Source organism: Aquipseudomonas alcaligenes NBRC 14159, assembly GCF_000467105.1.
GTDB lineage: Bacteria > Pseudomonadota > Gammaproteobacteria > Pseudomonadales > Pseudomonadaceae > Aquipseudomonas > Aquipseudomonas alcaligenes.
This window is the reverse complement of the sequence record NZ_BATI01000005.1, coordinates 205,816-231,357: the sequence shown is the minus strand read 5'-3', so window position 1 is coordinate 231,357 and position 25,542 is coordinate 205,816. Positions and strand designations below refer to the sequence as shown.

The 25,542-nt window shown below is 57.7% G+C and carries 12 protein-coding genes; 11 read left to right on the top strand and 1 reads right to left on the bottom strand.

The annotated features are described in order from the left end of the window. The first annotated feature begins 516 nt into the window (after nucleotides 1-516). The 11 genes from PA6_RS03150 (at nucleotide 517) to PA6_RS03110 (ending at nucleotide 18,839) form a co-directional block, all read left to right on the top strand. Nucleotides 517-1,998 (top strand): sigma-54 interaction domain-containing protein, encoded by a 1,482-nt coding sequence (locus PA6_RS03150; RefSeq protein WP_021699429.1) that lies wholly within the window; start codon nucleotides 517-519, stop codon nucleotides 1,996-1,998. Between the two features lie 49 nt (nucleotides 1,999-2,047). After that, entirely contained in the window at nucleotides 2,048-5,428 is a 3,381-nt protein-coding gene (locus PA6_RS03145; RefSeq protein WP_043216185.1) for a DEAD/DEAH box helicase family protein, read from the top strand. 8 nt (nucleotides 5,429-5,436) lie between these two features. Beyond that, the gene (gene rmuC, locus PA6_RS03140; RefSeq protein WP_021699427.1) at nucleotides 5,437-7,569 is read left to right on the top strand and encodes a DNA recombination protein RmuC; all 2,133 of its coding nucleotides are present in this window, start codon (nucleotides 5,437-5,439) and stop codon (nucleotides 7,567-7,569) included. A gap of 29 nt (nucleotides 7,570-7,598) precedes the next feature. Then, a complete protein-coding gene (locus tag PA6_RS03135) occupies nucleotides 7,599-9,182 on the top strand; it encodes a type I restriction-modification system subunit M (RefSeq protein ID WP_021699426.1) in 1,584 nt (527 codons plus the stop codon). Next, complete coding sequence (locus PA6_RS22640) at nucleotides 9,179-10,378, top strand: restriction endonuclease subunit S (protein ID WP_021699425.1); 1,200 nt, start codon at nucleotides 9,179-9,181, stop codon at nucleotides 10,376-10,378. The genes PA6_RS03135 and PA6_RS22640 overlap by 4 nt, the downstream gene beginning before the upstream one ends. Nucleotides 10,379-10,392: 14 nt before the next feature. Next, the gene (locus tag PA6_RS03130) at nucleotides 10,393-12,219 is read left to right on the top strand and encodes an AAA family ATPase (protein WP_021699424.1); all 1,827 of its coding nucleotides are present in this window, start codon (nucleotides 10,393-10,395) and stop codon (nucleotides 12,217-12,219) included. Between the two features lie 81 nt (nucleotides 12,220-12,300). Continuing rightward, entirely contained in the window at nucleotides 12,301-13,284 is a 984-nt protein-coding gene (locus PA6_RS03125) for a 5'-nucleotidase (RefSeq protein ID WP_021699423.1), read from the top strand. Continuing rightward, nucleotides 13,277-13,612: a hypothetical protein gene (locus tag PA6_RS03120; RefSeq protein WP_021699422.1), complete on the top strand. Its 336-nt coding sequence runs from the start codon at nucleotides 13,277-13,279 to the stop codon at nucleotides 13,610-13,612. Before PA6_RS03125 ends, PA6_RS03120 begins: the two co-directional genes overlap by 8 nt. Nucleotides 13,613-13,676: 64 nt before the next feature. Continuing rightward, nucleotides 13,677-14,054: a hypothetical protein gene (locus PA6_RS23295; RefSeq protein ID WP_021699421.1), complete on the top strand. Its 378-nt coding sequence runs from the start codon at nucleotides 13,677-13,679 to the stop codon at nucleotides 14,052-14,054. A gap of 67 nt (nucleotides 14,055-14,121) precedes the next feature. Next, entirely contained in the window at nucleotides 14,122-16,935 is a 2,814-nt protein-coding gene (locus tag PA6_RS03115) for an ATP-dependent DNA helicase (RefSeq protein ID WP_021699420.1), read from the top strand. Next, nucleotides 16,932-18,839, top strand: a complete 1,908-nt coding sequence (locus PA6_RS03110; RefSeq protein ID WP_021699419.1) for a DUF7017 domain-containing protein — start codon at nucleotides 16,932-16,934, stop codon at nucleotides 18,837-18,839. The genes PA6_RS03115 and PA6_RS03110 overlap by 4 nt, the downstream gene beginning before the upstream one ends. Nucleotides 18,840-19,340: 501 nt before the next feature. Here PA6_RS03110 and PA6_RS03105 read toward each other — a convergent pair. Further along, nucleotides 19,341-25,541 (bottom strand): DEAD/DEAH box helicase, encoded by a 6,201-nt coding sequence (locus PA6_RS03105; protein WP_021699417.1) that lies wholly within the window; start codon nucleotides 25,539-25,541, stop codon nucleotides 19,341-19,343. Between the last annotated feature and the right edge of the window lies 1 nt (nucleotide 25,542).

Genomic DNA, 25,542 nt, shown 5'->3' with positions numbered 1-25,542 from the left:
CCTCAGGGAGGCTCAGCATGACCGCATGCGTCGGTCTGCCCATCCGCAGCATGGTATCGGTCACCCAGGCCGTATGAGGCTGACAGCCCTCCAGTAGCGCTCGGCGCACTGTGTCGATGAACGTTTGTCGGTGATCGCCTGTGCGAGCGTATGCCTCGTAGTAGATCGAGGCAGCGTGCCTTGGGTGGTCCTGGTCGATCGTTCTTTGTGAATCTCTGCACATGAGATCTGTCCTCACAACTGATAGCAGTTGGCCGCAAACCCTCTGATCTTTTCCATTACCGGAGACAAGTCGGCTGACGAACCGTAAGACACCATCCCTTCTGCAACGAAGACTAGATGAGGCACAGCAGGCTGAGCGGCTGCGTGAAATGCAAGAGCAAAAGCGCATAACCTAAATCGGAGCACTCAGCCCGAACCTAACCAGATGGTTTACTATCCAGAAACTGTGAGGCGGAGCACGGTGCTGGGTGATTCGCGCATTTGGAAGCGAGTAAAAGCAGAGGGTTAGGACGCGTGGCTAAAAAGCAGAATGTGCTGCTCTGCTGGGTAGGTGGCAACGACCTCAAGGCACCATCAGGAAGTGATGCTGGGCCTGTGCTTTCGACGCTGAAAGCGGAGTCTTTCGATCAGGTTGAACTGCTCTCTTCATACCCGGCTGCGCAGGTTGAACCCTACTTGGCCTGGCTGCGTGAGCAGGTGAATTCGCAGGTCAATCTTAGCTATGAGTCGCTTAGGTCTCCGGTGCATTTCGGAGATATCTACCAGGCAGCCAATGCACACCTAAAGCGGCTGCACGTCCCTGGCGCGCAGCTATCCATCCTGCTCAGTCCCGGCACCCCAGCCATGCAGGCTGTTTGGATTTTGCTCGGCAAGACCCGCTACCCAGTCACCTTCTACCAGTCCTCGTTAGAGCAGGGGGTGCAGAAGGTCGATGTGCCATTCGAGATCGCTGCGGAATATGTACCGGCAGCTAATACCATTGCGGGTGACAAGCTGCTTCGGCTTGCTGACGGCCAGGCCCCGGTCAATGCGGCCTTTGACAGCATCGTTACGCAGAGTGAACGCATGTTCAGGCTCAAAGCGCAGGCGCAGGTTCTTGCTCAAAAGCAGGTGCCTGTCCTGATCTATGGCGAAACGGGTACTGGCAAGGAGCTATTTGCCAGAGCGATTCACAATGCCAGTCCCCGTTCATCGGGGCCATTTGTTGCGGTCAACTGCGGAGCTATCCCGCCGGAGCTGATTGATTCCACATTGTTTGGTCATCGCAAAGGCGCGTTCACGGGCGCCGTTGAGAGCCGTGCCGGTGTTTTCCAGCAGGCTGATGGTGGAACCCTGTTCCTGGACGAGTTCGGTGAGCTGACTCCTGATGCCCAGGTGCGTCTGCTGCGCGTGCTGCAAGAGGGGGTGGTGACTCCGGTTGGGGGCAGCCAGGAAGTCAGAGTGAATGTGCGATTGGTCACTGCGACTCACCGTAACCTGATGCAAGCCGTGGCTGAAGGTGGCTTTCGGGAAGACCTTTTCTATCGGGTTGCCATCGGAGTGCTGCACCTACCGCCATTGCGTGAGCGCGAGGGCGATTTGCTGTTGCTGGCGGACACTCTGCTGGGTGCAATTGCCGCAGGGGATGAATCGCTAGAGAGTAAGAAAATTTCCGCAGAGGCAAAAAAACTTATCCTCAGCCATCCCTGGAGAGGCAATGTGCGGGAGTTGCAGTCCACCTTGTTGCGCGCCGCCCTCTGGTGCCCGGGGGATGTGATTGGCGCTGCGGATATCGAACAGGCAATGTTCCAACCGCCTCGTGAGCAGAAGAGCCCCTTGTCTCAAGATGTCTCTCAAGGCATTGATTTACAAGAGGTAATTGCTGAGGTTGCCGGGCATTATCTGCGTCAGGCTCTGAAACTTACCGGCAACAACAAGACCCGTGCGGCCAGCCTGCTAGGCCTCAAAAGCCAGCAGACGCTGAGCAACTGGATGGACAAGTACGGCATCGAATAAAACTTGGCACGGTCCTCGCTCTAGGACCCTCATGGACAGAATCGCCTACATGAAATCAGTCAACTTCGAGTTTCTCCGCACCGGCAACGAACTGCTGGCGAACCTCGCTGGCCTCGCCGAAGCCGTCCTGCATATCGATCCGGGCAGCGCCCTCACTCGCCTGCGCAGCTTCGCCGAAGAGCTGACCAAAGCCATCTACAAGGAAGAGCTGCTGCCGCGCATGCCGCAGTCAACCTTTTACGACTTGGTTAAAAACTCGGTGTTCACCGATTGCGTCAGCAAGCCGCTGGTTCACCAGATCAACTTCCTGCGCATCCAGGGTAACGACACCGCGCACGGCGCGGAAGGTGATCTGCGCAATGCACAGCTGGCGCTGAAGACGGCTCATCAGTTGGCCATGTACATGGCCATCAAGTACTACGGCACCGCACAGGCCGATATTCCACCCTTTGCCGAGGTGCAGGATCCGACTGCGACTCTCGCCAGTCTGCAGAAGACCGTCTCCAGCTACGAGAAGGAGCTCAACCAGCAGCAGGAAGAGCTGCAGCGTGTCATGGAGAAGCTGGAGCAGGAACGCACCCGCCATCTCGACAAACTGGAGCCGCCTGCCAAGCCTGACCAGCAGAAGCGTCAGCAGCAGAGCCAGAAGGTCGCCGACAGCCTGCAGTGGAACGAGGCCAAGACCCGCGCCCTGCTGATCGACGCCATGCTGGTGCAGGCGGGTTGGGATATCAGCAACCCCTCCCAGGTCGGCCAGGAAGTAGAAGTCGACTTCCCCGATAACGTTTCCGGCAAGGGGCGTGCGGACTACGTCCTATGGGGCGACAACGGTCAGCCGCTGGCCGTTATCGAGGCCAAGAAATCCGGCAATGTCAGCCTGCAAGCCGGGCGCGAGCAGGCCCGCATGTATGCCGACGGCTTCGAGCGCATGGGCATGCAGCGCCCGGTGATCTTCTACAGCAACGGCTACGAGACCTTCATCTGGGACGACGCGCAGTACAACACCTACCGCCCGGTGTATGGCCTCTACAGCAAAGACAGCCTCGAATACCTGATCTACCAGCGCCAATACCGCAAAGCGGAGCTGGAGCGTCATAACCCTGATCTGAACATCGCTGACCGTCCCTACCAGATCGAGGCGATCAAAACAGTTGCCGCGCACTTCCAGCAGCAACGTCGCCGCGCGCTGATCATCCAGGCCACCGGCACGGGCAAGACCCGCGTGGCCATCGCACTGGCCGAATTGCTACTGCGCACCGGTTGGGCCAAGCGCGTGCTGTTTCTGTGTGACCGCAAGGAACTGCGCGTGCAGGCCGATGAGGCCTTCAAGCAGAACCTGCCCAGCGAGCCGCGTTGCGTTATCGGGGAAACCAACAAGGTCGATCAGACCGCACGCGTCTACATCGCCACCTACCCGGGCATGATGAACCGCTTCGCCCAGCTTGATGTGGGCTTCTTCGACCTGATCATTGCCGACGAAAGCCACCGCAGCATCTACAACAAATACCGTGATCTGTTCGATTACTTCGATGCCCTGCAGGTAGGCCTCACCGCCACCCCGGTGAAGTTCATCAGCCGCAATACCTTCGATATGTTCGATTGCGAGACCACCGACCCGACCTTCGAGTTCGGCCTCGATGCCGCCATCAACAACGATCCGCCTTACCTGGTGCCGTTCCGTGTCAAAGACCTCACCACCGACTTCCTGCGCGATGGCATTCACTACAACGACCTGAGTGAAGAACAGCAGCGTCAGCTCGAAGAGGACCTCGGCGAGGAGGAGGCCAAGCGCACCACCATCGCCGGCAAGGACATCGGTCGCAAGATCTTCAGCGAAGACACCGACCGCATCATCCTGGAAAACCTGATCAACAACGGCATCAAGGACGAGACCGGCTCACTGGTCGGTAAAACCATCGTCTTCGCCCAGCGTCAGGATCATGCCGAGCATCTGGAGGCGCTCTTCTGCAAGCTCTATCCGCAGTACGGTAGCAAGGTCTGCAAGGTCATCCACAACGCCATCCCGCACGTGGATACCCTGATCAAGGAATTCAAAAAGCCGGGCAACGACTTCCGCATCGCCATTTCGGTGGACATGCTTGATACCGGTATCGACGTGCCCGAAGTGGTCAACCTGGTGTTCGCCAAACCGGTCAAATCCTGGGTGAAGTTCTGGCAGATGATCGGGCGCGGCACACGCCTGCGCCCGAACCTGTTTGGTCAGGGCAAGCACAAGACCGAGTTCCTCATCTTCGATCACTACGGCAACTTCGACTTCTTCGAGCAGGAGTACGAAGAGCCGGAAGACCAGGGTGGCAAGTCGCTCCTGCAGACCACCTTCGAAGCGCGTCTGGAGCTGGCGCAGGCCGCCCTAAAGCACAATCATGCTGCTGCCTTTGATGCCGCCATCGAGCTGCTGCGTGCCGACATCAACGACCTGCCGGAGAGCAGCGTTGCCGTCAAACGCGAGCTGCGTGCCGTGCACCAGTTGCAGCAGGGCGACCAACTGCAGAAGTTCGACGCCAAGACCCAGCACCTGCTGGCGACCACCATCGCCTCTCTGATGTCCGCCCGTGTGCTGCGTGACAAACATGCCACCGCACTCGACAAGCTCATCGCCGGTATCGAGCGCTGCCTGGTGGAGCAGGCCAGCTGTTTCGAGGATGGCAAGATCACCTTGCTGGAAGAGATCGACAAGCTCGCCATCAATATCCAGGCCGTGCGCCAGAAGGATGCCCTGATTGCGGAAGTGCGCAGCGCTGACTTCTGGCTCAACGCCAACGTGGGCAAGCTGGAGCGTGCGCGGCAGGAGCTGCGCGGCATCATGAAATACCGTAAGTCCGGCGATGGCACAGGCTACGCAACGCCGGGTACTCGCACCGCCGATGGCGGTGTAAAGGAGGCGGAGCGCGTCATCACCATTGCCGGCGCCAACGAGGCGATGATCTACCGGCGCCGCATCAAGGACATCCTCGACGCCATGCTGGCTGCCAACCCGACCCTGCAGAAAATCCACAAGGGCGAGCCGATTGCCGAGCAGGAGCTGAACTCGCTCACCTCGACCATCCTCACCACACACCCCGGCGTTAGCCTGCAGGTGCTCAACGAGTTCTATGGCCGTACCGCCAGCGAGCTGCAGCTGACCGTGCGTGAGCTGATTGGTTTGGATGTGCAGGCTATCGAACAGCATTTCGCCCAGTTCCTGCATACCCACCCCAGCCTCACGGCCCAGCAGGTGCGCTTCATGAACCTGCTCAAAAGCTACATTGCCCAGCACGGCAGCATCGTCATCGAAAAGCTCTACGACGCGCCGTTCTCCAGCATTTCCCACGAAGGCATCGACGGTGTGTTTACCCCAGCCGACGTGGGTGAGCTGGTGGCCGTGCTCAAGCCCTTCTTGCGCGGGGAAACCCCGCCCACCAGTCACTAGGAGTGCACATGCAAGCCAGTCAATGGACTACCGAAATCATCGTAATCTGCGTGGTCGCCGCTCTAATCAGTGTGGTGTTTGGCTACGTTGTCGCAGCCCTGCTGCAAGGGCGGCAGCTCAGCCGGCTCACTGCGCAGCTTGAGCAGGCGCAAGAAGCACAGGCCTCCGCAGTGGCCGCCAGCACGGCGCTGAGTGAGCAATTGAAGGCTGCAGAGGCACGCGGTCAGGTGCTTCAGATTGAAGAAAGCTCACTGAAGGCCAAACTGCAGGCAGCCTTCGAGAACGTGACGCGGCTGAACCAGGAGCAGCAAGAGAGCAAAGACGCAAAGGCAGCCCTAGAGATAAAGCTGGAAGACGCCAACCGGCGCCATAACGAAACCGCCAAGCTTCTGGAAGCGGCTCAGGCTGAGGGGCGAGCGCTTCAGGAGCAAATCACCGACCTGCGTGATCGTCTGAATACGGCGCAAACCTCCATCACCTCGCTGCAAAGTGAGCGTGATGGCCTCAAAAACGAGCTGGCTAGCCTGGATGCCAGCGCCCAGGTGGCCGCATCAGAAGTGCGTGAGGCGCGTGAGCAGCTCAACGACACCAAGCAGAAACTTGCTGAGCAGACACAGTCACGCGCCGAGCTACAGGGTCGTTATGAGCCACTGAGTAATGCTCATGCAGAGCTTAAGACTGCCTTGGAGAAGCGTGAGGAATTAGTGGCCGATCTAAATGAGCGACTCGCCAAGGCTCAAGCTGCAGGTCTTCAACTGCAGGCTGAGCGTGAGTCACTAAAGGACGAGCTGGCCAGCGAAGGTAAGCGGGCTAAGGCTCTGGAAACCGCTGAGCGCGAAGTGCGCGAGCAGCTAGCAGAAACCAAGCAAACGCTGGTCAAGCAGGTGCAGTCTTTCAGCGAACTGCAGGAACGCCTGCAGCAGCTCAACGCGGACCATACCGAGCTCAAAACCACCCTGCAGAAGCGCGAGGAGCACTTCCAGGAGCAGATGACGCAACTGGCTGATACCCGTAAGTCGCTGACTCAGGAATTCGAGAACCTGGCCAACAAGATTTTCGAAGAGAAGGGGAAGACCTTTACCCAGACCAGCCAAACCAGCATCGACGGCATGCTCAAGCCGTTCCGCGAGCAGATCGAAGGCTTCCAGAAGCGCATCAACGAAGTTCACGATGCGTCCCTGCAGGGCAACACCAGCCTCAACTCTGAAATCAAGAAGGTGCTGGAAATCGGCCTGCAGATGAGCAAAGAGGCCAACAACCTCACCTCGGCACTCAAGGGCGACTCCCAGCAGCGCGGCGCTTGGGGCGAGGCGCAACTGCGCCGCACGCTGGAAATGAGTGGCCTGATCGAAGAGGCGCACTACGAAGTACAGACAGCCTTCAAAGATGCAGAGGGCCGCTCCAAGCAGACCGACTACCTGATCAAGCTGCCCGATGGCAAACACATCATCATAGACAGCAAGGTCTCCCTGGTCGCTTACGACCGCGCCGTTGGCGCCGAGTCACCAGAGGAATACCAGCTGGCCATGGCCGAACATGTCAAAGCGGTGCGCAAGCACATCGATGACTTGGCCTCCAAGGACTACACCAACCTGGCTGGCATTCACAGCCCGGACTTCGTGCTCATGTTCATGCCCATCGAGCCGGCCTACATCGAGGCCATGAAGCACAACAAGGACCTGTTCGAGTACGGCTACAAGAAGCACATCGTGCTGGTCTCGCACACCACCCTAATTCCCATTCTGCGCACTGTCGCCAACCTATGGATGATCGAGCGCAGTAATGCCGAAGCGCGCGAGATCAGTGAAAAGGCCGGCGAGATCTACAACCAGGTCTGCACCGTGGCCGAGCGTCTCGGCAAGCTGGGCGGCACGCTCAATACCGTGAGCAACCACTACAACGACACCGTCAAGGCACTGGCTGGCAAGCAGGGCCTGTACGGCAAGGTGGAACGCTTCAACAAGCTGTCGGCCAAGGTCAGCAAGACACTGCCGGCACTGGAGCCAACCCACATGGATTTCGAAAGCGAGCGACTCTCGCTGATCGTCGAGGCGCTCGACGAGGCGGATGAGCCCACCGCAGAGCTGCCACCGCTCATGAACCACATCGCTAACGACAGCGAAGCGCTGCCGCAGGCCTGACCCCATTTTTAACGAGAGAAGTACCTCGAATGCTCACCGGTAAAATCCGCAACGATATCGACAAGCTCTGGGAAAAATTCTGGACCGGCGGCATCACCAACCCGCTGACCGTGATCGAGCAGATCAGCTACCTGATGTTTGCCCGCATGCTCGACATGCAGGAAGACGTGGCCGAGCGCAAAGCCAGCCGCACTGGCAAGGACTTTGCCCGCCTGTTTCCCAATACCCCGGAAGGCCAGCTGCTGCGCTGGAAGAACTTCCGCAACATGAGCGGCAAGGAGCTGCACAGCCACCTCAAGCAGAAGGTCTATCCGTTCTTCGCCCAACTCGGCAGCGCCGGGGGCGAGGGTGGCGAGCGTGAAGGCCTCGGCCATATCAGCGAATACATGCAGGACGCCGATCTGGAGATCAAGAACGAGTCCGTGCTCACCTCTGCCGTGGAGATGGTCAACGACCTGCCGCTGACCCAGAGCGACGTAAAGGGCGACATCTATGAGTACCTGCTGAGCAAGCTCACCACCGCCGGCATCAACGGCCAGTTCCGCACGCCGCGCCATATCATCGACGCGATGATCGAACTGATCGCCCCGCAGCCCAACGAGGTGATCTGCGACCCGTCCTGCGGCACCGCCGGCTTCCTCGCCCGCACCATGGAATACCTCAATCGCGTGCACTCCAGCGAAGCGGGCACCTTCACCGACGAAGACGGCAACCTGCATTACTCCGGTGACCTGCTCGAACCCTACCGCCAGCACATCAACAGCCAGATGTTCTGGGGCTTTGACTTCGACACCACCATGCTGCGCGTCTCCAGCATGAACATGATGCTGCACGGCGTGAACGGCGCGAACATCCGCTACCAGGACTCCCTGAGCAAATCCATCAAGGAGCACTACCCGCGTCAGGAGCAGGACTTCTTCGACGTGGTGCTGGCCAACCCGCCGTTCAAAGGCAGCCTGGACGAAACCAACACCAACCCCGACGTGCTCGGCCTGGTGAAAACCAAGAAGACCGAGCTGCTGTTCGTCGCCCATATCCTTCGCTCGCTCAAGCTTGGTGGCCGCGCCGCCGTGATCGTGCCGGACGGCGTGTTGTTCGGCTCCTCCAAGGCCCACCAGCAACTGCGCCAGGAACTGCTCGACAACAACCAGCTTGAAGGCATCGTCAGCCTGCCCAGCGGCGTATTCAAACCCTACGCCGGTGTCAGCACCGCCATCCTGATTTTCACCAAGGGCGGCAGCACCGAGCGCGTATGGTTCTATGACCTGCAGGCCGACGGCTATTCGCTGGATGACAAGCGCACCGAGCTGAAAGGCGAGGGCAGCAACGACCTGCCCGATGCCATCGCCCAGTGGCACAAATACCGGCAGATGGTCGAAAGCAATCTCAGCGCCAGCACCATCAACACCCTGTTCGGTGACAAGCGCAAAAAGGCCTTTGTCGTACCCGCCGAGGACATTGCCGCCAACAAGTACGACCTCTCCATCAACCGCTACAAGGAAGTGGAGTACCAGCAGGAACAGTACGAGGACCCCAAGGTGATTCTGCGACGGCTGAAAGGGCTGGAGCAGGAGATTCTGGCGGATCTGGATGAGCTGGAGGGGATGCTATGAGTTGGCCGTTGGTTGAGTTGGCTTCTCTTGAGGGGCAGAAGGGGGGCTTCGTGGATGGGCCTTTCGGTTCGAATTTGAAAGCTACAGAATATGTTGAGTCAGGCGTTCCCATTATTCAGCTCAAAAACATTAAGCCGAACGCATATGTTGCAAAAGATATAAAGTTTATTACCCCGCAAAAGGCGGGTGAGCTAAGTCGACATTCTTATGCTCCGGGGGATGTCGTTATCGCAAAGCTTGGGGCGGTAGGTACTGCATGTATAATTCCTGAGGATGCTCCAGCGGGAGTTATTGTTGCCGATGTTGTTCGCTTCAGAGGGGACTCCAAGAGAGTAGATCATCGTTTTCTGTGTCATTACCTAAACTCTAGTTCAGGCCAATGTGCAGTGATGAAGCTAAGTCGTGGCTCTACAAGGGTTAGAACAAATCTTAGCGACCTTAAAAAAGTTGAAATCCCCCTCCCCCCCCTGTCCGAACAAAAGCGCATTTCCGCCATCCTAGACAAGGCCGACGCCATCCGCCGCAAAAGCCAGCAAGCCATCCGGCTCGCCGACGACTTCCTCCGCGCCGTGTTTCTGGACATGTTCGGCGACCCGGTGACCAATCCGAAGGGGTGGGAAGTAGATGCATTGGAACAACTATCTACTCGTGTAACTAAGGGCGAGTCGCCTAAGTGGCAAGGTTTTGAATATGGTAGTGAGGGCGTTAGATTTATTACTAGTGAGAATGTCTTGTGGGGTTCGCTAGATGAGAGGATGAAATTTATTCCTCTGGAGTTTCACCAAAAGCTAAAGCGATCGCAGGTTCAAGAGGGCGATCTTTTAATCAATCTTGTTGGTGCATCGGTAGGTCGAGCCTGCTTAGCCGAGCTGAATGGAATGCCTGCAAATATTAATCAAGCTGTTTCGGTTACTACGCTTGATCACTCTCGACTGCTACCAGAGATAGCGCTTTATCAGCTGCTCGTGCCTTCAATGCAAAGAGTTCTGCTTGGGAATGTCGTGGATGCGGCAAGGGCAAACATCAGCCTTGCAGGTATCCGAGATTTACAGATGTTGGTTCCGCCGATAGGCGTGCAGCTGGCCTTCCTTAAAGTTCTAGGGAAGGTGAAAAAATATATGGCGGTCAACTCATCTTTCTCGGATTTAAATTTGTTTGAATCACTTAGTCATAATGCATTTTCAGGCCAGCTGTAGATAAGGAAATCCCCATGCGCCTCAAGTCCGTCAAGCTCACCCATTTCCGCGGCTATCGCGCCACCACGGTTATTCCCATCGACGAAGCCATGACCGGCATCGTTGGCCGCAATGACTATGGCAAATCGACCATCCTCGAAGCCTTGGCGATCTTTTTCGAGAGCGGCGACGTCAAGGCCGACAAGAGCGATATGAACTGCTTCAGTCTGGCCGAGGGCGCCGAGCAGTTCGAGATTGCCTGTGAGTTTGACGGCCTGCCTGAAGCACTGGTGCTGGATGAGAATGCCGAGACTTCCTTGGCGCAGGAGTACCTGCTCAACACCGAGGGTGCGCTGGAAATCGTCAAAACCTTTAAGGCCAACACCGGCAAGCTGGAGCGCACCGCTATCCGCTGCCAGCACCCTGCGGATGAAGCGCTAGCTGGGCTGCTGAGCCTGAAAATGGCCGATCTGAAAAAGCTTGGAGTGCAACTTGGTGTTGCTGAGCGTGTTGCTGATCAGCGTGTGGCTTTTCAGTGGCGGCAAGCCATTCGTGCGGCAGCGGGACCTATTGTCTGCCAGGAGATGCTGCTGGACGTTAGCAAAGGGCTTTCGACCGACAGCAAATCCATCTGGGAAAAGATCGAGGCTCAGTTGCCCACCTTCGCCCTGTTCAAGGCGGATCGTGAAAGCAGTGATGGCGATGCCGAGGCCAAGAACCCCCTGCAGCAAGCGGTCAAGGAAGCCCAGGCTGCGCTGCAGAATGAAATCAGCGCACTGGAGCAGCAGATCGAGGCCAGCGTGCTGGATGTCGCCGCCCGCACTCTCGACAAGCTGCGGGAAATGGCCCCCGAGCTGGCCAACGAGCTGACTCCGCGCTTCAAGGAAAAGCCCAAGTGGAGTTTCAGCTTCACCCTGGATGGTGAGAACGGCATCCCCATCAACAAGCGCGGCAGCGGCGTGCGCCGCCTGATTCTGCTCAATTTCTTCCGTGCTGAGGCGGAGAAGGCGGTAGTGGGCTCACAGCGCAATGTGATTTACGCCATCGAAGAGCCGGAGACCTCCCAGCACCCGAACTACCAGATGATGCTGATGAAGGCGCTGCTGGAACTCTCCAACCAGCCCAACCGGCAGATCATCGTCACCACCCACGTCCCTGCGCTAGCTGGCCTGATGCCCATCGACGGCATCCGCTATGTGACCAAGGATGAGAACGGTATCCCCATCGTCAAAATGCCCAATGACGATGTGCTCAAGGAGGCCGCCGAGAGTTTGGGTGTGCTCCCAGAAACGGGGATGGAGCGAGCGAAGGGAATCATCCTGGTGGAAGGCAAGAGCGATATCACCTTCCTGCGTCACACGGCTAGCACCCTCAAGGCGGCAAACGTTATTGACCGCGATCTCGATGATCAGGGACTTATCCCGATTCACGTTGGCGGCTGTGGAAACGTGAAGCATTGGGTCACCCACCGGCTTGCCGGCGAAATTGGCCTGCCGTGGTGCGTTTTCTTGGACTCAGATCTTGGCGATCCCTTTCAGCACAAGACCAATCTCAAGCGTAAGCAGGAAGTTGAAGGGCTTGGGCGGGCGTTTTATTCGACTCGTAAGCGCGAAATCGAAAATTACCTGTGCCCAGACTTGATTCGGAACGAAGCCGGTGTCGCAGTTAACTTCACGGATACCTGCGATGCCAAGCAGATCATTGGTGATGCTGTGGGAATGAACCCTGACGATGTTTCAGATCGATTCTGGCCACTGATGAATGCCGACCAAATCCTTCAGCGCTCGATGTACCAAGAGGGTACTCAGCAGAGATCAGAGCTGAAAGAGCTGATCGAGAACCTGCTGGCATTGGCTCCTTGAGTCCAGGACTGTGTGTGGCCCAGCCGAAAGCGGTTTTCTCTTTGCCCGTGGGCAGTGTTAGGTGACACAAAGGTAGGATCTATGGCGCTTGATTTAAGCAACACGCTGGTAGTGGGTATCTCGGCCACCGCGCTGTTCGACATGAGCGAGTCCGATCAGATGTTCAAGGCGGCACTAGAGGCCGATCCCGAAAGCGTGATCGATAACTACCGCCGCTATATGCAGGAGCGTGAGGGTGAGCCGCTGGCGCCGGGTACCGGGTATCACCTGGTCAAGGCGCTGCTAGACCTCAACCGGCATATGAAAGGTGGCGAGACCTCGCCGTTGGTCGAGGTGGTGGTGATGTCGCGCAACAGTCCGGACACCGGCATCCGCGTGCTCAAGACCATTCGCCGTGACCAGTTGACGATAACCCGTTCGGCCTTTACCGGTGGCGAGTCGGTGGCCGACTACATGGATGCCTTCGATGTGGACCTGTTCCTGACCACCAATGTGGAGGATGCACAGAAGGTCATCGACTCCCGGCAATGTGCCGCCGCGATCCTCAAGGCACCGCCGACCAACGCCCCGCAAATCCCTGAGGGCCAGGTGCGCATCGCCTTCGACGGGGACGCGGTGCTGTTCTCCGACGCCAGCGAATTGGTTTACAAAACCCAGGGGTTGGAGGCTTTTAAGGCCCAGGAAGATGCGCTGCAGCACACGCCGATGGAAGAGGGCCCTTACGCCAGTCTGCTGAAGAAACTGGCCCGGCTGCAGGAGCGCTTGCCCACTGGCGGTAAGGACTCACCGATCAGGATCGCCATCGTTACTGCCCGCAACTCACCCTCTGAAATGCGAGTCATCAATACCCTGCGCGCCTGGGGCGTGTACGTTGATGAGGCCTTTTTCCTAGGGGGCGTTGGCAAAGCCAAAGTGCTCAGCGCTTTCACCCCGCATATTTTCTTCGATGATCAGGACGTGCACCTGGAAGCAGCAGCCAACTTGGTACCCTCCGGCAAAGTGCCGTATCTCAGCAAGTCTGGCTTAGCTATCAGCAGTGAAATGGAGGAGAACATTCATGGTTGATCAAACTGCTCAGCTCTACAAATTGGCGATTACCCCTTCAGGGCGTCGGCTGTGGACGTACCTGGCGGCCATTCTTGTAGTCACCGAAATGGATCAAGGCAAGCCATTTCAATTGAGGCGGTTTCTGAAAAATTTCCAGACTCACTTGGATGGGCGGCGAATCGAGCGTGTGCCCGAGGGTTTCAGGCTGACCCGAATTGGGCAGGACTATTTTCAAGACCGCTACCGGGTTGGGAATCCCCAGCACATTGAGCGGGCTGAGGTTGAGAGAATGATCAGCTCTATCCGAACCGGTCGCGGAGAGGGGGATTGGGTGCCGCTGGCCTAGGGTGAGCCGTACTTCTCGCAGAAAAACGGGACACATTTATTTATCTAGGACTTGAGGCGGGTATATGTCTGTCTGGACGGGCTTGAAGCGCGCTGTCGCTGTACTGGCTTCGGTTTCAGGAACGGTTTCGCGAGCGTTTACAGGGCTCAACGGCGCTCTAAATGCCGCTAATCGCTCTCTGGCTGAATATAACCGCTCGCTTGAGGCCCGCCTTGAGGCTGAAAAGACGCCAGCGCTTGAGGCCGAAGTAAAAATTCTGGAGGCTGGTATTGCCTGCCCAGATTTTTTTGGTTTTTCACCGCGTCAGGTTGCGAGTAAGCGCAAGGAGCTTTTGCTGGCCTACGAGGCGTTGGCGGGGCGCTTGGCAGGCGAAGCCGCTGCTGATGTGTTGCTGAAAATACAGAGGCTCCGGGCGGAGCTTGGTGAGAAGACGGCAGGGTAAGTTCTGTGTGCGATTGGTGATTTTTCTGATCTTTGTATGGATTCGCACGGTCGAGTAAGGGAAATGAATGGTTTCGGATAACTTTGTCCCGTTGAAGTCACGCTGGCCTGAGCTGTATCAGCATGCCGCTTTTGCTGAGCGTTATGTGTTTGCCGACCCGCACACCGCGGCTATTAAACTGCGCTGCTTTGCAGAGGTGCTGGTCGGCCTTCTCTACCGAGATTTGCGCCTACCCAGTGAACCGTCCGATGGGTTCTTCGAGAAGCTCAAATACCCGGCGTTTCAGGAGGTGGTTGGCGATATCGTGCTGCAGAAGCTGCACGCCCTGCGGATGATCGGCAATAAAGCCGCCCACGGTGGTGTTATCGACGCCGGCGTCTCCCTCTCCCTGCTTGGGGATGCGTATCTGATCGGCCAGTGGTTTTTCAAGACCTGCAGCGGTGAGTCTGCCGACAGCTATCCGCCGTTCACGCCTCCTGTGGAGGCCGCAGATTCGGGCAGTCCTGCAGATGACCGTGCCGAGCAGTTGGCCAGGGCGAAACACGAGTTGAACCGCCTGGAGGCTGCTGAGAAAGCCGCTCAGGCTGAGGCAGCGTCAAACACCCCGACACCTGATCCGGCCAGGCTGGATGATTTCAAGTGCGCTTCGGCCCAGGCCCTGGGTTCTATCGATTTCAGCAGTGCCAACACACGTCAGCATCTCAGTATTCACGATGCCTTTGCTGGCTATACGTTGACCAACGGCCAAGCTGAGCTGGTCAAGCAGATCGAGCGCTTCCTCGCCAGCAATACGGAAAGCGTGTTCCTCCTCAAAGGCTACGCCGGTACCGGGAAAACCTTCATCACCAAGGGGCTGACCGAGTATTTCCGCGCGATTGGCCGTAACTATGTGCTGGCTGCGCCCACCGGCAAGGCGTCAAAGGTGATCGCCAGCAAAACCCAGTCGCCGGCTTACACCCTGCATAAGACGCTCTATGCGTTTGACGATATGGCCGAGTACCTCGATGAAGACACCGAGGGTACCGAGACTTTCAAGTTCTACGCAAAGCTGGCGGTGAACACGCTCTCGGTGGATACGGTGTACATCGTGGATGAGGCGTCCATGGTGGCGGATATCTACCAGGAGGCGGAGTTCTTCCGCTTTGGGTCGGGCTATCTGCTTGCCGACCTGTTCGAGTTTGTCAATCTGGACCATAACGATCACCGCAAGAAGGTGATCTTTATCGGTGACGACGCGCAGCTGCCGCCCGTGGGGATGAACTTTTCCCCTGCTTTGGATGCGGAGTATCTGTTGCGCCATCACCGCGTCCGTTGCAGCGGATACGAGCTGTCTGAGGTGGTGCGGCAGAAAGCGCAGAGCGGCATTCTGGCCAATGCCCAGCCCCTGCGACAGTCACTGCAGAGCAAGGTGTTCAACCGCCTGACCATGGACCTCTCCTATCCGGATGTTGAGAAGGTCGAACATCAGGCGCTGTTGCAGCGTTATCTGGACTCTTGTGGCGGCAAGATCAACGGCGAGTCTATCGTCATTGCTCACTCCAACGCTGACGTGGGCGATTACAACCGGCTAATTCGCGAACACTTCTTCCCCGGCTGCGCGCAGGTGATGCCGGGAGACAAGGTGATGGCTATCTCCAATAGCAATGCGTACGGGTTCTTTATCTCGAACGGTGACTTCGGCCTGATCCGTGAGGTGCTCGGAGAGGTTGAAGAGCGCAGCGTCAAGCTGAAGCGGAGAAATCCTGAAACCGCTGTGGTCGAGGAAATTGTTGTGCCGCTGCGCTTCAGGGACGTACTGGCAGGCTTCCGTGACCTTGATGGCACAGCGCATTTCTTCCCGGCCAAGATCATCGAGGATCTGCTTTACAGCAAGGAGCCAACGCTCTCGTCAGATGAGAACAAGGCGCTCTACCTCGACTTCTGCATGCGCCACAAGCACTTGCCAAGGCGGACTAAGGCGTTCAAGGACGCCCTGATGGCGGATCCGTATTTCAATGCCTTGAGGCTCAAGTTCGGTTACGCCATCACCTGCCACAAGGCGCAGGGCAGTGAGTGGAATCATGTGTTTGTGAAATGCAAAAGCCACCAAAGCCAGCTCACGGCTGACTACTTCCGCTGGCTCTACACGGCGATTACGCGCACGGCGCACCACCTGTATCTGCTCGGTCCGCCGAACCACCAGCCGTGGAGTGGTATTCAGATGGTGGCCAATCCGGCGCTGGAGATGCTCGGCGCGGCGCCCAGCATGCCCGCGGCTCCGGCTCCCAGCGTTGCAGCGCCAGCAGCTGCAGCGGTTTCCCCTCCGCCGCCAGCCAATACATTCGGCATTCCCCCCAGTGCAACAACGCTGCTCGCGTTGCTGGCCGAGGTGCGCAAGTTGATTGCCGGGCGGGGGATCAGTATCGAGGACGTTCTCCATCACCAGTATCAGGAGGTTTACCTCTTCAGCCGTGAGGGGGAGTCTGCCCGAATAGACATTGCCTATAACGGCAAGAGCAAGGTTACCGGTGTAGCTGCTCCTTATCTCTCCGAGTTGAGCAGCGAACTGAGTGCTGTGCTGGCCGAGCTCAAGGGCTTGCCGCTTGCGAGTGGCGGGACGGCAGGGGTTGCCGATGCCCATTTCGCCAAGCCGTTTCTCAATGAGTTTCACGCCAAGGTGCTCAGCCTGTGTGCGGGCGGTGGTATCACGCTGCACAAGGTGGTTGAGCAGCAGTGGTGCCAGCGCTACAGTTTTACCCGCGAGGGTGCCGTGGCCGTTTATGACATCTGGTACAACAGCAAAGACCAGTTCACGAAATGCCAGCCCGTGGTCGCGGCCTGCTCACCGGGCACCCTGGTCGCTGAGGTCGGGCAGCTGCTTACGGCGGGTATGCAGGCATGATTAGCAACAAGGAGGTATTCGCCAAGCGCAGGGAAGGGGCGATCGACGAAGCCTACAAGATGGCGCTTGAGTTGATGGCTGCGCCGCAGGCCGATGACTGGGACCGCAAGGCATTTGCCTGGTGCCTAATCGACCTGATCAAGCGGGACGTCAAGGATGGGCAGTTGCAGAACCTGCCGCACTACCGCAGTCAGTTGGAGAGTATTGCTATTGATCCTGCTGACGATGTCTTGAGTAAAGGGGTTCGCCATGCGCTCTCGCTGTGCAATCCCTTTGGCCAGCAGATCAGCGAGGCCAAGGCGCTGAGCAAAGGCGGGCAGCATGCGCAAGCGGCTGCTATCTACCGCAAGGTCTGGATGAGCGGCGCTGCCGATCAGGAAATCCAGACCAGTCTAGGCTGGGAGCTTTACCAGCACACCAAGGCGCTGCTGGCCAAGGAGAGCTTCAGCGTTGGCGAGGTCAAGCGCAATTTAAGTGACTATCTCAAGCTGGAGATCGAAAAGCCCTCTCCGCTTCACTCTCGCATACTGCAGTTGGCAGCCAAACTGGCCGGGCAGGACAAGCTGAGAATGCTGGCCTTTTCCCGCCATTGGAATCTCCAGTACCTGCGCGAAGAAGACTATGAGCGTTTCCGCGCCGAGGATGGCAGGGAGTTTCCGTCACTGGCCGAGAAGGTCATCCAGCAGGCGGGCAAGGAAGCGGCCGCTGCGGATGATGCGGACGGGCAGGCGTACATGCTGCCCGTCATTGATAGGGCCATGGGGCGCTTTCCGGACAATGTATTTCTCAAGCTGAACAAGGCCAAGCTGCTACTGGCGCTGGGCCGGCATGATGAGGCGCTGGCTTTTGGGATTGCAGTGACCAAGGCTAAGTCAAACGACTACTGGGCCTGGGGGCTGCTGGGCGACATTGTCTCGCAGAAGGATCCGGATGCGGCATTGGGCTGTTACTGCAAGGCGCTGACCTGTCCGGCAGAGGACAAGTTCACTGGGAAAATCCGCCTGGAAGTCGCCGAGCGCATGCTGGAGGCCAATGACCATGCAGCAGCCAAGCACGAAGTCGAAGCCATTATTCGAGCCAAGGAGCAGGAGGGCTACAAGATCCCCGAGGCCGTTGCCAGCATTGCGGCGCAGGGCTGGTTTGCCGAGATGCAGGCCAAGGCATCCAATCGTGACTACTACAGGCTGCATGCAAAGGCGGCTGAGGCGCTGCTGTTCAGTGACTTGCCCTGGATTGATGCTTGCCTGGGCGAGATGTTTGTCGTGCCGGGCAAAGAGGACAAGCCAAAACCCAAGCCCAGGCGCAAGGTTTTCCTGAAAACGGGCTCAATCCCCACGGAGGTAGCGATTCCCGAGTCAAAGGTCGCGCGGATGAGTCTGGCGACCGGGGATGCCGTCAGGGTCAAGGGCGAGTTTGATGAGAATCAGCGCTTCAACCTGTTTGTGCTGGAGCGCCGGGCTGGCGCTACAGCGTGGGATATCGCACCCGAGCTTCTAGGGGTTGTGAACCAGGTGAATGAGGACAAGCAGGCCATTCGCTACATCGTCAGCCGGGAGATCAATGGCGAGATTCCGATGTCGGTGTTGCCGTGTGCGTTTGCCGAGGGCGATGCCATCGAGGTGCAGCTTGTTCGCTATGTTTCGAAGCGTGGTCCCCAATACCGCGTGCTTGCCGCAAAGGCGAGCGAGAAAGTGCCAGGAGATCTGTTGCGCAAGGACTTCACCGAGGCGGTTCGCGTCTCTAACGGTATGGGTTTTACCCCGAGCGAAATTTTTATTCCTCGGCATCTGGTGGAGCGCTGCGAGATCAAAGACGGCCAGCAGGTTTCCGGTACAGCGGTACAGGCCTACAACAAGAAGCGTGAAAGCTGGGGATGGAAGGCCGTATCCATTCAACCGTTGTAGGCGGCTACTCGTTGGTCTTTCTCTGGCTCTTTTGAGAGTTGACGAATAATTGCGAAAGAAAAATCTGCAGTCCGGCTTTTTCAAGGCAGCATCCCTTGCGGCCGCCCCAAGCCTGATCATGGGTACGCTGCCTTTGCTGGGTTACGCGCCGTGGTGGGCGTACCAGCCTGGAGGTGGTTGTTTTCTTCGTGGTGGGTTCGCCACTTGAGATGGTAACGGGCGATGCTGCTCTTAAAGGCTTCTATGGCAATCAATGGGCTCTGCAGTTCAAAGCGGGTAGTGGTTTGAGCTGGGACCGACTCGTTTACCTGTCAAGGCAGAATTATGAGCAGGCCGGGTCAAACGACCTTGCTGGGTCGCTGGGCCTACATCCACGAGTGATCATGCTGCTTTTGCAGCCGGCCTTGCCCAGCCTTCTGCTGGGCAGGGTTAACTCTGCGGAGACTCCAGAGTTTTCAGTCTTACGCTCATACCTTGAGCACTCTGGCCGTTAGAGCATCCTCATGTGGATGAAATGAATATCTGGGTGTTTTCATCACTGGCCGCTAATACTCTGCACTGGATGCGCGTCATGATCTCCTCTCCAAGCCGAGGTGATGAGAAATCGAACCTGAGCAGATAAGGCTTTCCACTTCGTTCGGCCTCCCAGTAGGAAAGTCCTTGATCAAACTGGATGGTCAGTTGCTTGCCTGAGCGCAACTGCAGTTGCAATTGGCGGTAGTGTGGCAAACTCGGAAGGCTGAGGACATCGGCTTCTAGGCCACAGTACTCAAACGCCTGACGGATCGCATGATCGCGCTCTTGAGATGTGCGCCAATCGTGCCAGCACTGCCAAGGTGAGCGATTGTCATCCTTCTGGTACTGACGCCCCTGAATCCTAATGGCAAAGACATCATCGCTATGCGCTCCGATCTCATGGATCAGATTGACAAGCAGATTCACGACCAGCGGACTGCATACATAGCGGTCGCTGTAGACCAACTCGATGATTGGATCCTGGCCTGTGATGGCATTAGCCAGAAGGCTTCTGGCCTCCTGTCTAAGGTGCTCCCAGAACCGGCGAGCAAAGCCATCGAGCGAGCCATCCAGATGATTACCGATCTCGACCTTAACCAAGCCCTGGGTTGTAGGCGGCATTAAATCGCTGGTATCCAGTACGCGCTCAGTTTTCAGGATGGGGGATACGCCCCGAATGATCCGCACCCCGGCTGCCGCCAGATCCCAGGTGCGTCCAGGTGCGGCCAGGTTTACATTGTCGCTGGCCCAGGCGAAGTTGCCTCGCGGCCCATGTACGCTGATGTTCAGCGCCAGCACTCCGAGATCTGGCATGGCCTTGTTTAGGCCGATCTCAATCCCGTTGAAGGACAGTTTTGCGAGCCACTCCCTCTGGTCGGCAGGCAGAGCGGCGAAGGTGCTTTCCAGCAGATGCAGTTGCACTTGGTGTCCGGCGTCTTCCCAATTCTGTAGCTGATGCCGCAGGCGGCGGGCGACGGAAAGATCCCAGTCTTCGGCGGCAGCCGCGAGGTAGACCGTAACGGTCTTCGCGCTGTCATCTTGGGTAATCGCCCGTTCGACCGCTTCCTGAAGGGTGGTAATTTCCGCCTGACTTTGTGAACCAAAGACTGCGAGTTCAGCGGGCAACTTTAAGCCGGTAAGCCAGGTCTGGTTGATCCACTCCAGTGCAGCGTGGCGATTGAGGCGGTCAGCCTCAAAGCGGGTATCAAAGCTGAGCAGGCAGCGCTGGCAGGCATGCGAACAGTTGCAGCTGTCCAGGCGCGTGATGACCCGCTGCCACAGGCTGGAGTCATTCAGCCGTTCTGCCGCCTGAGAGGTATAGCCGCCACTGCGCAGGTCGAAAATCCGGATGGCTCGGGTTGGAGAGCCATCGACCCTAATCGGGTGGCAATCGCAGCCAAGCTCTTCGGTCTGCACGCCCAGTTCAGCGGCTATTGCTTCCCGCAGCGCCACGGCAATCGAATAGCCGGTGATGTCATCGTTCAGCAGTTCACCGTTGGAGGGCCTACGCAGTACCAACTCCAGCGCATCGGTCAGGCTGTCATGGCCGAGGTGGATGCTCTGCTTGATCTTCCAGCTGTTGTGGCTGCCGGGGCAGATGTTTTCCCCGTCGTCGTTCTTGCCGCCGCGCAGACGTCTGTGCTGTGCCTTCTGGCGGAAAATGGCCGGTAGATACTGCTCATTGGCAGGGGCGGATGTATCGGGATGGCTAAGCATGGGCTCAGCCTTGCCGCACTCTAGACAGATGGCGAAGCCCTGCTGATTAGCCCCCGAGGTGTAGTGGAATAGGTGGGCCTGCTGGCTGGAGCGAAACTGGCCGAGTGCAGGGTTGGCCAGGCAGACCCAGCTGGAGGGCAAATTCAGCCACGGGGCTTTGACCGGTACGTACTGCAGGCGGCTGATATCGTTATGCGGCTCATCGAAGAAGTCCACAGCAAAGCCTGCGGGCACCAGGTATTCGCGAATCTCGTCCCGCTCGATCAGAGCGCCGCAGTCCTGGCAGTTTATCTCCAGTCCGGGGTTGATGGCCGTGTCACTGGCGCCGCACTGCCCGCAGCGCCAGGCCTTCTTGAAGAGTTGTAGTTCCTTGATGCCTTCGGCGGAGGCGGGTGCATGCCAGTTCAGCGTAATGCCGGAGGACTTGTACACCAGTCCGTCCATGACTAGTTCGGCGCCAGGTGCGTACTCGCGCAGGCCGGTGACGCGATCGCGGGAAGCCAGCGAACGATATCGTACGCGGTTGTCCTCACGCTTATCGGCCTCCTCCAGTTTTAAGGTCTGCATGCAGCGGTTATCGAAACTGACGATATCCGTTGGGAAACCATAGCCAGGTAGAAATCGCCGGTCAGCCAGCTCGCTTAGCAGATACTCCTTCTCGATACGGCTGAGTTGGGCCTCCATGGCGCGGGACGCGACGGCTTTCTTGTCGGCAATTTGCAACAGTTGAGAACGGCTTGCCTCATGCTCTTGCCGCCATGTCTGCATTATTTCGGCGAGATTGCTGCTGGCGCGATTCAGCAGCTCAGACTGCGGCGTAGAGTCGAGAATGCTGCGTCGAGTAATGTCCTTAATGGCTTGTACTACCTGCGGATCCGCTTCGCTTGCCTGATTGTTGCACCATAGACAGAAGCGCTTGGCCAGCGACATAGGCATTTCGCCGTCGAGGAAGAATGCACCTGCCGTCATCGACTTGATTTCCTGGGCGGCGACAACGTGTTTCAGCCAGTGCGAGAGCAGCCAGGCGTTGATATGGCGCTGTACCAGCTCAGGGCTTTGCAGGGAAACCTTGGGCATGCGCATGGGCGTGGTGAAGGGCCAGAGGGGGTTATTGAACACACTCTGATCGTGCGGGGTGTTCTTACAAACGGTTAGCGCCAGGGAGCGCCCTTCACGACGACGACCAGCTCGTCCCGCACGTTGGAGGTAGTTGGCCGGGTGTGGGGGGACGTTGTTCATGGCCACTACGCTGATGCCGCCGATATCCACACCCATTTCCATGGTGGTCGAACAGCTCAGCAGGTTCAGCTTGCCTGCCTTGAACATGCTTTCGTAGGTATCCAGTTTGTGCTTCGGTTGTTGGGCCGAGTGCTCGGCCGCATGGAAGTAGTTGCCGCCCTCGATAACCAGATCCATTACGTCAGACCAGAGAGACTCCTGGCGCAGCTGCTGGATTTCCGGCTGGGTGTTGAGCCAGTCACGAATCGCCAAGAGGCCGTCATCACCCGGCAGATATAGGAGGTCTTCTGGGGGGCGCGGCAGGGTGTATGGTGTCACTTTGACGACCATCGCGCGGTCGGTGCGTGGCGTATACGGGCTTAGCTGCTCGAACGGAGTGTCTATGAAGCGCCTTGATACCGGGCAGAGGTAGACTTCGGTGGGCAGCCGGAAGCTCAGATCATTGAGGTCGAGCTGATAGCCATCACCAGAGGAAATCAGCAGTTTTGCCTGCTGGGTGAGTGCTTGCCAAGCGTCACGCAGGATCGAGTCGATTTGATCCTGATGAGCCGCGGTTGACCAGTTGAACGCCTTGCAGAGCAGCAGGATAGGCCGTGATTGGGCGCTGCTGACGGTATTGACTGAAGGCCAGCGTACGTAGCGACCAGGAAGCCTTTCAAGTTTGCCATCAGAAACCGGAGCTACTACCCACTTGGGACTGATACGAATGCCGATCAGTGATTGCCATTGTCTATCGATATTCAGGATGGCGTTTTGGCGGACGAAGAAATCCATCAGTACTTTAAGGTAGGTGCGCCAGGATTCGACATCCAGGTGCGCAGGCCAGGCCATGGGTTTGGTGGTGATGTTGGTCAGCTTGGGATAGCACACTTGCACCAGTCCTAGAGTTTCCAGACTGTTGGCGTGTTTGGGTCTGCGGAAGAATTCACGGGCGAGCAGCATTTTGGCCAAGGCGATACTGTCGTGCTTGCCAAAAGTTTTGGGGGCGAGGCCGTGGTAGTAGTCCAGAATGCCCAGTTGCAGATCCGGGGTGCTGGCCAGATGGTTGACCATGTCGGTCCAGCAGATTGCGGTGCCCTTAGCCGTCTCAGTTTGCTTCTCCTGCAGTTGCTCCAGATATTTCTGCGCATAGCGGTCAAGCGTTTGTGAGGCTGCACGTGCCTGTAGATCACGGAATTCCTGCAGCTCTTCCTCTGACATGGCCGCAGTGGGTTGGGCCTGTAGAAGGCGCTGATAAATCAACCCGCGAATCCGGTTCCGCTCAGAGTCCTGCTGTAGCTTGACCGCAATGCGTGCCGTACCTTGGCGGCTGTCGGTGAAGGAAATTAGCTTGCGGCCTTGGAAAGGCTTGCCGGACGGCATCGGGTCTGGAGGGCAAAATTCCAATAGGGTCCCAATCACCGTACTCAAGGTGAAGGGCGTGCCGATTCGGGCCGGGCGCATCAGGCTGCTACCTTGGATGGTGGCGCCACAGCATGGGCACTCATTTTTGTGGCTCTGGAAAACCTGCAGTTCGATGTAGCCTTCCTTGGGACCATCGAACATCAGTTTCTGGCTAGTGCGATCAAGGAACTCAGAGCTGCCGTGCGCCACGGGGCGGTTGGTAATCAGGATTTGGCTAAGTGATTCACTGTCGTTATCGGCTTGGTCTTCCGTATCCGCAGAGTCTTCATCTAGAGAAAATTCGTCGACCTGTTGTAGCGACTGATCGATCAATCTTCCGCTGCTGGTAGGTTTTGCCTGCAAGAAGCTCTCATTGCACTCCTCGCAGGAGACCAGAGGCATTAACGGGGCATTGCAGCGGCAATGGGTCCGTTCCTCCAGATACACCATTCCGAAGGGCCACTCCGCGTGATCCAGCGCTGTGCCAGCCTTGTAAGCGCAGTTCCGATCCACGCAGGCGCGGATTGCCGGGATTACGTTGTGGAACAGGTGCGCTCGTAACGGCAGGTAGGACAGCCCGTCGGCACTCTTAGTGCCGGACATCAGATCCAACCAGGCCAGTATTTGTGCTGCCGTGAGACCGGATGCTCTCGTGAGACCCAGTAGGCTTTGCGGTTTCACTTGTCCATCAGGAATGAACAGGGAACGCAACCTCCGTGCAGTCGGGCTGGCCTCCAGGCGCCGGTAGCGCAGCGCAGATTGCTCTTGTTCTCCCTCGATAGCCCCGATGGATTCGGGCGTGTCCTGAGAGGTTTCTGGCTTGGCGTCCAGCAATGCTGGAATATCCCTGTGGCCCTGCACAACATGCACCTGATCAGGAGTCACTCCGCCGATATCGGCGAGGAACTTGCGGAGGCTCTCGATGGTTTGCATATCCGAGCCGAAGGTAGCTGAAGTCGCAACGAAGCGGACATCCTGAGGCTTAACTTGAAACGCCAGCATCACCCGGCGCAGTAACAGAGCCATCTCAGCAGCTTGTGAGCCGATATGGGTATGAGCCTCGTCAAGAATGATCCAGCGCAGTTTTCCGGCCGACTTTTGCAGGATAGGCTCATCGTCTTTACGAATGAGCATGTACTCGAGCATGGTTGCATTGGTTACGAGTAGCTGTGGCGGCCGCTCGCGCAGGCTCTTACGGTCAATCACCTGGCCCTTGTATTGCTGATCGGAAGCCTTTCGCTCATTTTCCAGCGCGCCGGTGTATAGACAGTGGCGAATCTGCCCGCCAAAGCCATCGGTCCAGGCGTCTAGACGGTTTTGCTGTGAGTTGATCAGGGCATTCAGCGGATAGATGAACAGGGCACGAACCCCTTCCAGGTCTTCCCCGGCATCGATCTCCTTCGCCAGATGGTTGAGGACTGGCACCAGGAAACATTCGGTCTTTCCCGAACCGGTGCCGCTGGTAACCACCAGTGATTGCGGCTCCGGGCTATTTAATGTTTTCCAGGCCGCTAACTGGTGGGTGAATGGATGCCGGGTGACGGGGAAGGTGTATTCCTGGGCAAGATCCTTGGGCGGGGATGCCATGGCTTCGGCAAGACGCGGGTGCAATAGATTGCCGCCGGATAGAGAGCCCATGGTTTCATTGCTTTCTTCCCAACCGAAGGTCGGTTCGAAAACTGGATCTGCAAGCCAGGCACCTGGAGTGCCGGGAGAGGCGGTCAGCTGATCATGCAGGAACTGGCGCAGGTGAGGGCTGCCAAGGCTGAGCAGGCCCTGCGCAGCGCGTTCGCTGCGGGTGCTCAAATTTGTGGTTAGGGCGGAGAAATAATTCTTTTGATAGAGCATA

Bases quoted from the DNA above. Each gene is read 5' to 3' on its own strand.
- PA6_RS03105 (WP_021699417.1), bottom strand. From the start codon at position 25,541: ATGCTCTATCAAAAGAATTATTTCTCCGCCCTAACCACAAATTTGAGC.
- PA6_RS03125 (WP_021699423.1), top strand. From the start codon at position 12,301: ATGGCGCTTGATTTAAGCAACACGCTGGTAGTGGGTATCTCGGCCACC.
- PA6_RS03115 (WP_021699420.1), top strand. From the start codon at position 14,122: ATGGTTTCGGATAACTTTGTCCCGTTGAAGTCACGCTGGCCTGAGCTG.
- PA6_RS03145 (WP_043216185.1), top strand. From the start codon at position 2,048: ATGAAATCAGTCAACTTCGAGTTTCTCCGCACCGGCAACGAACTGCTG.
- PA6_RS03135 (WP_021699426.1), top strand. From the start codon at position 7,599: ATGCTCACCGGTAAAATCCGCAACGATATCGACAAGCTCTGGGAAAAA.
- PA6_RS22640 (WP_021699425.1), top strand. From the start codon at position 9,179: ATGAGTTGGCCGTTGGTTGAGTTGGCTTCTCTTGAGGGGCAGAAGGGG.
- PA6_RS03120 (WP_021699422.1), top strand. From the start codon at position 13,277: ATGGTTGATCAAACTGCTCAGCTCTACAAATTGGCGATTACCCCTTCA.
- PA6_RS23295 (WP_021699421.1), top strand. From the start codon at position 13,677: ATGTCTGTCTGGACGGGCTTGAAGCGCGCTGTCGCTGTACTGGCTTCG.
- rmuC (WP_021699427.1), top strand. From the start codon at position 5,437: ATGCAAGCCAGTCAATGGACTACCGAAATCATCGTAATCTGCGTGGTC.
- PA6_RS03130 (WP_021699424.1), top strand. From the start codon at position 10,393: ATGCGCCTCAAGTCCGTCAAGCTCACCCATTTCCGCGGCTATCGCGCC.
- PA6_RS03110 (WP_021699419.1), top strand. From the start codon at position 16,932: ATGATTAGCAACAAGGAGGTATTCGCCAAGCGCAGGGAAGGGGCGATC.